Below are 7,820 nucleotides of genomic sequence, written 5' to 3'. Positions count from 1 at the left end.
GCGCACACGCGCCGGGCCCCGTCGCAGCGGGTCCTGGACCGGGGGACGCCCCGGGTCAGGGGTGTCCGGGTCAGGCCTTGCCGTTCGCCCGCTGCTCGGCGAAGCGGACCAGGGTGCGCACCGCGCTCGCGGTGCCGCCCTTCGGGGTGTAGCCGTACGGCGCGCTCTCGTGGAACGCCGGACCGGCGATGTCCAGGTGCGCCCAGTCGGTGCCCTCGGCCACGAACTCCTTCAGGAACAGGCCGGCCACCAGGCCGCCGCCCATCCGCTCGCCCATGTTGGCCAGGTCGGCGATGGTCGACTCGGTCATGCCCTTGCGCAGGTCGGCCGGCAGCGGCATCGGCCAGGACTGCTCGCCCACCTCGCCGGCCAGGGCGTGCAGGCCGTCGCGCAGCTCGTCGTTGTTCGACATCACACCGAAGGTGCGGTTGCCCAGGGCCAGCACCATGGCGCCGGTCAGGGTGGCCACGTCGACGATGACGTCCGGGTTCTCCTCGCCGGCCCGCACGATCGCGTCGGCCAGCACCAGGCGGCCCTCGGCGTCGGTGTTCAGCACCTCGACGGTCTTGCCGCCGTACATCCGCAGCACGTCGCCGGGGCGGGTGGCGGAGCCGGACGGCATGTTCTCGGCCAGCGCCAGCCAGCCGGTCACGTTGACGGCCAGGCCCAGGCGCTTGGCGGCCACCACGGCGGCGAACACGGCGGCGGCGCCGGCCATGTCGCACTTCATGGTCTCGTTGTGGCCGGCCGGCTTCAGCGAGATGCCGCCCGAGTCGTAGGTGATGCCCTTGCCGACGAACGCCAGGGTGGCCTTGGCCTTCGGGTGGGTGTAGGCCACCTTCACCAGGCGGGGCGGGTTCGCCGAGCCGATGCCGACGCCGATCAGGCCGCCGAAGCCGCCCTTGGTCAGCGCCTTCTCGTCCAGCACCTCGACCTTGAGGCCGTGCTCCTTGCCGGCCGCCTGGGCGAGCGCGGCGAAGCTCTTCGGGTTCAGGTCGTTCGGCGCGGTGTTGACCAGGTCGCGGGCCCGGTTCATCTCCTCGCCGATCGCGGTGGCGCGCTCCACGGCGGCCTTGGCGTCCTTGCTGCCCTTGCGGGCGGCCAGCACGACCAGCTCGCCGACCGGCTCCTTGCCGTTGCCGTCGCCCTTGTAGGTGCCGAAGGCGTACGAGCCGAGCAGGCCGCCCAGCGCGACCGCCTCGATGTCCGCCGCGGACTCGGCCGGCAGGGCCAGCGCGGCCTTCTTGGCACCGGCCAGGGTGCGGGCGGCGACACCGGCGGCGCGGCGCAGCGTCTCCAGCGCGTAACCGTCCTCGGCGGCCTCGCCCAGGCCGACCGCGAGCACGAGCGCGGCCTTCAGGCCGGCGGGGGAGGGGACCTTGACGGCCTCGCCCTCGGCGCCGGTCGCGCCCAGGGTGCTGAGGACCTCGGTCAGCTTGCCCTCGAACGCCTCGTTCACGGCCTCGGCACCGGGGGCCAGCACGATGCCCTTCGGGCCCTTCGCGACACCGACCACCAGGGCGTCCGCGCGCAGCGAGGCGGCGGAGGAGGTGCTCACAGACAATGCAGTCACGTAATGCGTCCTGTTCTTTCGCGGTCCACGGCCGGCCACGGCGAGGCTGCCGCACCGGCGCAGCCCGCGCCGTCGCAGGCCGTCCGCCGGCGGGCCTCCGGGTCCGGGCCCCCTGGCTGCGCGCGTCCGCCGGGGTGGCCGCGTACACCAGAGGCCCCGGCTCCTCGGTACGCGCCGGGCGGGCAGGACCTGCCACGGTGCAGGGCTGCGGTGCTCCACGCATGGTAGTCCGCATGGTGGGATCACGCGCCGCCCGGTGTCAGCCGAGCAACGCCAGGGCGAACAGCGAGGCGGTCGCGGCGGTTTCGGCCATCGCGCCGAGCACGTCCCCGGTGATCCCGCCGAACCTGCGCACGCACCGCCGGAGCAGCAGCCAGGAGCAGCCCGTGCCGACCGCAACGGCCAGCGGGAGGCGGAGAACTGACCATCCGTCGAGCAGTCCGGCCGCGGCCAGGGCGAGCGCGGCGGCGGCCGTCGCGGCGGCGGCCCCGGCGGGCGGCACGGTGCCCGCGACCATCGCCCCGAGCCCGCCCGGCCGGGCGGCCGGCACCGAGCGCAGACAGCCCCAGGCGAGCGCGCAGCGGGCGGCCGTCGCCGAGGCGAGCACCGCGAGGGCGCCGCGCAGCGGGGAGTGGCCGAACTGTCCGGCCAGCGCGGCCACCTGGGCGAGCAGGACGAGGACCAGGGTCAGGACGCCGAACGGACCGATGTCGGACTGCTTCATGATGCGCAGCGCGTCCTCGGCCGGCTTCCCGCTGCCCAGCCCGTCGGCGACGTCCGCCAGGCCGTCCAGGTGCAGACCCCGGGTCAGCCCGGCGAGCACCCCCACCGCGGCCACCGCGCCGAGCGGCCCGCCCGCCCGCCAGGCCACCAGGGCCCCGACCACGGCCGCCAGGGTGCCCAGCACCAGCCCGACCACCGGGGCCGTCACCATCGCCCGGGCCGCCGCGGCCCGGTCCCAGCGCTCCACCCGCACCCGCAGCACGGACAGCGTCCCGAACCCGAACCGCAGGCCCTCGGCCCAGCCGGCCCGGTCGCCGCGGTCCGTCATGTGCGCGTTCCTCTCGAAGGTCAGACAGCAGGACAGTCAGACAGCAGGACAGTAGGAGAGGGCGGGAAAGCAAGAACGCCCCGGCGAAGGGGCGTTCTCCGGACGGCCGGGGCCGCCGCTACAGCTTCCGCAGCAGGTCCGCCGCCGAGGGCAGCCTCGGCTGCTCCTTCGGCGCGCCCGGCGCCGCCGGCACGAAGGGCTTCGGGGCCTCGTCCGCGAGCACGTCCCCCGCGGCCTGGAGCAGCGGCAGCGCCAGCAGCGCGCCGACGCCCTCGCCCATGGTGATGCCCTGGTCCTGCAGCGGCGTCAGGGTCAGCCGGTCGTACGCCTTCGCCTGGGCCGGCTCGCCGCTGGACTGCCCGGCGCGCCACCACTCCGGCGCCCGGAAGGCGATCCGCTGCGCGACCAGCGCGCAGGCCGCCGAGACCACGCCGTCCAGCACCACCGGCAGCCGTCGGACGGCCGCCTGGAGCAGGAAGCCGGTGATCGCGGCGAAGTCGGCGCCGCCGGTGGCGCCGAGCAGGGCCAGCTGGTCGCCGAGCACCGGCCGGGCCCGCCGCAGCGAGTCCCGGATGGTGGCGCACTTGACCATCCACACCCGGTCGTCGATCCCGGAGCCGCGCCCGGTCACCGCCGCCGCGTCGGTCCCGCAGAGCGCGCCGACCAGCACGCCGGCGACCGTGGTGGCGCCGACCCCGAGGTCGCCGAGCAGCACCAGGTCGGTGCCGGCGTCGGCCTCCTCGTCGGCGACGGCCATGCCGGCCCGGAACGCCCGGACGGTCTCCTGGGCGGTGAGCGCGTCCTCGACGTCGATCCGCCCGGAGCCGCGCCGGATCCGGTGGGCGACCACCTCGTCCGGGAAGTCGGTCGGGTCGGCGTCCACGGCGACGTCGACGACCCGCACCTGGGCGCCGTAGCGCGCGGCCAGCCGGGACACCGGCGCGCTGCCGTCGAGCACGGCCCGCACCCGGGCCGCGGTGCCGCCCCGGGCGGGCATCCGGGAGACCCCGAGCGCCGCCACGCCGTGGTCGGCGGCGAACAGCAGCACCTTGGGGGCGGAGACGGGCAGCACCGGCGAGCGCCCCTGTACGGAGGCCAGCCAGCTGCCCAGCTCCTCGAGCCGGCCGAGCCCGCCGCGCGGCCGGTCGGCCGCCTGCCAGCGCTCCTCGGCGGCCCGCCGGGCGCTCTCGTCGGGGCGCTCGACGAGCGAGGAGAACGTATCGAGATCCACGGTCGTGTCCATCGTCCGGAAGGCTACACGGCGCGGGTGTTCAGCCAACGGCTGGCTTGACGGTCAGCACCTGACCGGCCACCACCAGCAGGACCCGCTCGGAGGCGTCGGCCACGGCCATGTTGAGCCGGCCCAGGGTGTCGCGGAAGCGGCGGCCCGCGGCGGTGGCCGGGACGACGCCCATGCCGACCTCGTTGCTCACCGCGACGGCGGTCCGTCCGGTGGCCGCCCAGGCCCGCGCCAGCGCCTCGCAGCGGCGCTGCACGGCGGCCTCGCCGCCGGCCGCCCAGACCTCGTCGTCCCAGGCGCCGCACTCGTCCATCACGGCGGTCAGCCACAGGGCGAGGCAGTCGACCAGCACCGGTGCCGGGTCGTCCGGGTCGGCCAGCACGGCCTCCAGGTCGCAGGTCTCGGCGGTGCGCCAGCTCGCCGGCCGGCGCTCCCGGTGCAGCGCGACCCGCTGGGCCCACTCGGCGTCGCCGTCGCGGGTGCCGCCGGTGGCCACGTACAGGACGTCCGGACGGTCGGCGAGCAGCTGCTCGGCGCGGGTGGACTTGCCGGAGCGGGCGCCGCCGAGCAGCAGGGTGCGGGGCAGCGGGGGACGGGTGGGCTCGGATCGGGTCGCCATGCCGTCCATCCTGCCGGAGCAGGCATACGGAAGATCGGGCCGGGCAGGCTATGGTGCGCAGCAACACAGGCAGCGTGGTCAGTGGGAGGAGCCGGCATGGTCTGGACGTGGCGGTACGAGAAGGCGGACGGCAGCGCGGTGACGCCGGGCGCCGGCCAGGAGGAGTTCGCCGGCCAGGGGGACGCCGAGACCTGGATCGGGGAGACCTGGAAGCAGCTCGCGGAGGACGGTGTGGACACCGCGGTGCTGCTGGAGGACGACCGGGTCGTCTACTCGATGAGCCTGGGCGAGGAGTAGCGCGGACGGGGTGGAGCGGCCGCGGCGCGGCTACTTCGCCCCGATCACGTGCAGGAGCGCGGCGACCTGCCGGTACGGGTCGGTGCGGCCGGCCCGGTCCTCGGCTTCCAGGAGCTGGGCCAGCTGCCGCCCGTCCACCGGCGGGGCCGCGTCGTCCGGGGCGCTGTCGGTGAAGACCCGCACGCCGTACCAGTGCCGCAGCGGGACGGACACCTCGGAGAGGGTGACGGTGAGGTCGGCGAGCCGGTCGGCCCGTGCGGCCAGTCCGAGCCGGTTGTAGTACCGGTCGCTCTCGAAGGCGTGCAGGGCGGCCCGCCAGTCCCCGGCGGCGGCCGGCCGCAGGGCGAGCGCGTCGCGGTTGCGGACCAGCAGCGAGAGCAGCCCCCCGGGCGCCAGCAGCCGGGCCAGCGAGGCGATCATCGGGTCCGGGTCGGGCAGGTACATCAGGACGCCGTGGCAGAGCACCACGTCGAAGCTGCGCGGGCCGAACCAGCGCCCGCACTGGTGGCCGTCGCCGCTGAGCAGCTGCATCCGGCCGCGGACCTCCGGCGGCTCCTCGGCGAGCGCCCCCTGGGCGACGCCGAGCGCGACCGGGTCCGAGTCGATCCCGGTGACGTAGTGGCCGGCCCGGGCCAGCCGCAGGGCCTGGGTGCCCTGGCCGCAGCCGATGTCGAGGACGCGCTGCCCGCTGCGGCCGGCCAGCTGTTCGGCGAGCTGGCGGGCGACGAGCTCCTGGCGGACGAAGTTGCGCAGCCCGCCGAGCCGGTCCAGCCAGGCGCCGGTGCCGCCCGCGAAGGAGCCGCTGCGCGAGGGCAGCCGGCGCTCCTGGGCGAGGCGGTCGTGGCCGCCGTCGCCCTGCCCCGGCAGCGCGCCGCCCTGCCCGGGGAGTGCGTAGAGGCCGGGCCCCTCCCAGGAGGGCGGGGCCCAGCCGGAGCCGACCGGTTCGGCGGTCAGGGCTTCTCCCCGCGCCGCACCTGCGGCTTGGGCAGGCGCAGCCGGCGCATCTGGAGGGTGCGCATGATGCCGTACGCGACGGCGCCGCGGGTGTTCTGGTCGGCGAAGCGCTCGGCCAGCTGCTTGCGCAGGCCGAAGCCGAGGCGGACGAAGTCCAGGATCACCAGCACGAAGAACAGCAGGAACAGCAGCGTGGAGAGCAGCTGGAGCGCCGGCACCTTGACGATGCTGAGCACCAGGATGACCACGGCGGCCGGCAGGAAGAACTCGGCCAGCGACCAGCGGGAGTCCACGTAGTCGCGGGCGAACTTGCGCACCGGGCCCTTGTCACGGGCCGGCAGGTGGCGCTCGTCGCCGTTCATCAGCGCCTGGCGCTGCTTCTCGCGCTCGGCGCGCATCCGCTCGCGCCCCTGGCGGGCGGCCTCCTTGCGGTCCTTGGGCACGGTCACCCGGGTACGCCGGTTGGCCTCGGCCTCACTGCGCTTGGGGGTGGGGCGGCCCTTCTTGGCCTGCGGATCGCGGGCCTGGGTCGTCTCGTCCTGCTTCTCCAGCACGGTGGCGGAGGCGGCGGCATCATCTGAACGGCGTCGGAACACACCACCAGCGTACGGGGTGCGACGCGGCTTCCACGGGCGCCCTCGGAACCGAACACATATCGATACCGCCAGGTCGCCGTCCGAAGCGGGTTTCCCGGGCCCTTCCCGTAGGGGATCAGTCGGATGGACGATGGGGGGGATGAGGGGCGGATCCACCCGGGGGAGGAGGAAACGCCACTGGTCGCTGTAGCAGTCTTGTTGCAGGCAGGTGCACTGCGGCGAAGGGCTCGCTGCACATACACTCGTCGTGTCTGGTAACGAGATAGAGACCGCAGGCCGGAGAAGGGGGCACCCGAGGCCCATGAGCGACGGAATCATGAAGCGTATGGGGCTGATCTTCCGCTCCAAGGCGAACAAGGCCTTGGATCGGGCGGAGGATCCGCGTGAGACGCTTGACTACTCCTACCAGAAGCAGCTTGAGCTGCTCCAGAAGGTACGGCGTGGTGTCGCGGATGTCGCGACCTCGCGCAAGCGGCTCGAACTCCAGCTGACGCAGCTCCAGCAGCAGTCGGCGAAGTACGAGGACCAGGGCCGCAAGGCGCTGTCGCTCGGCCGGGAGGACCTCGCCCGCGAGGCGCTGACCCGCAAGGCCAACATGCAGTCGCAGATCAACGACCTGGAGACGCAGTACCAGCAGCTCCAGGCCGAGGAGGAGAAGCTCACCCTCGCCTCCCAGCGACTTCAGGCCAAGGTGGACGCCTTCCGCACCAAGAAGGAGACCATCAAGGCGACGTACACCGCCGCCCAGGCGCAGACCCGCATCGCCGAGTCCTTCTCCGGGATCTCGGAGGAGATGGGCGACGTCGGCCTGGCGATCCAGCGTGCCGAGGACAAGACCGCCCAGATGCAGGCCCGGGCGGGCGCGATCGACGAGCTGCTGGCCTCCGGTGCGCTCGACGACGCGAGCGGTCTCGGCCGCAAGGACGACATCGAGGCCGAGCTGGAGCGGGTGGCCGGCGGTTCCGACGTCGAGCTGGAGCTGGCCCGGATGAAGGCCGAGCTCTCCGGTCCCTCCTCGGCCGGCCCCGCCGCGATCGAGCAGGGCAAGCAGGACGTCCAGCCGCAGCCGCAGCAGGACACCCCGCGCATCAACTACAACAAGTGATCTGAGCTCGACCCCACGAACCAGGGAGACGCACGGCATGATCATGAGGGTCATGGGTGAGGGGCAGTACGAGGTGGGCGACGACCACCTGAACCTGCTCAACGAGCTCGACGCCGAGCTCGTCACCGCAGTGGAGTCGGGGGACGAGGCGCTCTTCCGTGAGGCCTACGGCAAGCTCATCGAGGCGGTGAAGCAGTACGGCACCCCGGTGCCGCTGGATTCGCTGGAGCCGTCCGAGCTGATCCTGCCGAGCGCCGACGCGACGATCGACGAGGTCCGCGAGCTGCTGATGGCCGACGGCGAGGGCGTGATCCCGGGCTTCCCGGAGTAGGGCCGCGGCCGCTGCCAGACGAAAGGGCGGGCCCCCTCCACCACCGAGGGGGCC

Annotated in this window: 8 protein-coding genes and 1 pseudogene; 3 read left to right on the top strand and 6 right to left on the bottom strand. The window is 74.3% G+C overall.

Going from position 1 to position 7,820, the window contains the following annotated elements; translation table 11 throughout:
• Nucleotides 1–70 precede the first annotated feature (70 nt).
• From ACFU7Z_RS31790 to cobU, 4 genes and pseudogenes are all read right to left on the bottom strand, one after another.
• Complete coding sequence (locus ACFU7Z_RS31790; protein WP_380737814.1) at nt 71–1,573, bottom strand: leucyl aminopeptidase; 1,503 nt, start codon at nt 1,571–1,573, stop codon at nt 71–73.
• 259 nt (nt 1,574–1,832) lie between these two features.
• Nucleotides 1,833–2,624, bottom strand: coding sequence for an adenosylcobinamide-GDP ribazoletransferase (locus ACFU7Z_RS31785; RefSeq protein WP_074000883.1), 792 nt, complete (start codon nt 2,622–2,624; stop codon nt 1,833–1,835).
• A gap of 118 nt (nt 2,625–2,742) precedes the next feature.
• On the bottom strand, nt 2,743–3,867 hold the full coding sequence (locus ACFU7Z_RS31780; RefSeq protein ID WP_049651854.1) for a nicotinate-nucleotide--dimethylbenzimidazole phosphoribosyltransferase: 1,125 nt from the start codon (nt 3,865–3,867) through the stop codon (nt 2,743–2,745).
• Between the two features lie 28 nt (nt 3,868–3,895).
• A pseudogene (gene cobU / locus ACFU7Z_RS31775) lies at nt 3,896–4,456 on the bottom strand (bifunctional adenosylcobinamide kinase/adenosylcobinamide-phosphate guanylyltransferase); the annotation flags it as partial.
• Nucleotides 4,457–4,579: 123 nt separating this feature from the next.
• Here cobU and ACFU7Z_RS31770 point away from each other — a divergent pair.
• Complete coding sequence (locus ACFU7Z_RS31770; RefSeq protein ID WP_049651853.1) at nt 4,580–4,780, top strand: hypothetical protein; 201 nt, start codon at nt 4,580–4,582, stop codon at nt 4,778–4,780.
• Between the two features lie 30 nt (nt 4,781–4,810).
• On the opposite strand, the gene ACFU7Z_RS31765 is transcribed toward ACFU7Z_RS31770, so the two are convergent.
• Both ACFU7Z_RS31765 and ACFU7Z_RS31760 read right to left on the bottom strand, forming a co-directional pair.
• Nucleotides 4,811–5,551, bottom strand: coding sequence for a class I SAM-dependent methyltransferase (locus ACFU7Z_RS31765; protein WP_181970803.1), 741 nt, complete (start codon nt 5,549–5,551; stop codon nt 4,811–4,813).
• 179 nt (nt 5,552–5,730) lie between these two features.
• Nucleotides 5,731–6,330, bottom strand: coding sequence for a DUF3043 domain-containing protein (locus ACFU7Z_RS31760; RefSeq protein WP_241852715.1), 600 nt, complete (start codon nt 6,328–6,330; stop codon nt 5,731–5,733).
• 316 nt (nt 6,331–6,646) lie between these two features.
• Between ACFU7Z_RS31760 and ACFU7Z_RS31755 the strand changes: the two genes are divergently transcribed.
• The gene (locus ACFU7Z_RS31755) at nt 6,647–7,435 is read left to right on the top strand and encodes a PspA/IM30 family protein (RefSeq protein WP_049651861.1); all 789 of its coding nucleotides are present in this window, start codon (nt 6,647–6,649) and stop codon (nt 7,433–7,435) included.
• A 37-nt stretch (nt 7,436–7,472) separates the two neighbouring features.
• Nucleotides 7,473–7,766: a hypothetical protein gene (locus ACFU7Z_RS31750; RefSeq protein ID WP_049651850.1), complete on the top strand. Its 294-nt coding sequence runs from the start codon at nt 7,473–7,475 to the stop codon at nt 7,764–7,766.
• Nucleotides 7,767–7,820 lie beyond the last annotated feature (54 nt).

The organism is Kitasatospora sp. NPDC057518 (assembly GCF_042802075.1).
Lineage (GTDB): Bacteria > Actinomycetota > Actinomycetes > Streptomycetales > Streptomycetaceae > Kitasatospora.
Note: the sequence above shows the minus strand (reverse complement) of the source record. Positions and strands in the feature narration are given on the sequence as shown.

Coding starts and splice junctions, on each gene's coding strand:
- ACFU7Z_RS31785 (WP_074000883.1), bottom strand. CDS start 2,624: ATGACGGACCGCGGCGACCGGGCCGGCTGGGCCGAGGGCCTGCGGTTC.
- ACFU7Z_RS31780 (WP_049651854.1), bottom strand. CDS start 3,867: ATGGACACGACCGTGGATCTCGATACGTTCTCCTCGCTCGTCGAGCGC.
- ACFU7Z_RS31770 (WP_049651853.1), top strand. CDS start 4,580: ATGGTCTGGACGTGGCGGTACGAGAAGGCGGACGGCAGCGCGGTGACG.
- ACFU7Z_RS31755 (WP_049651861.1), top strand. CDS start 6,647: ATGAAGCGTATGGGGCTGATCTTCCGCTCCAAGGCGAACAAGGCCTTG.
- ACFU7Z_RS31750 (WP_049651850.1), top strand. CDS start 7,473: ATGATCATGAGGGTCATGGGTGAGGGGCAGTACGAGGTGGGCGACGAC.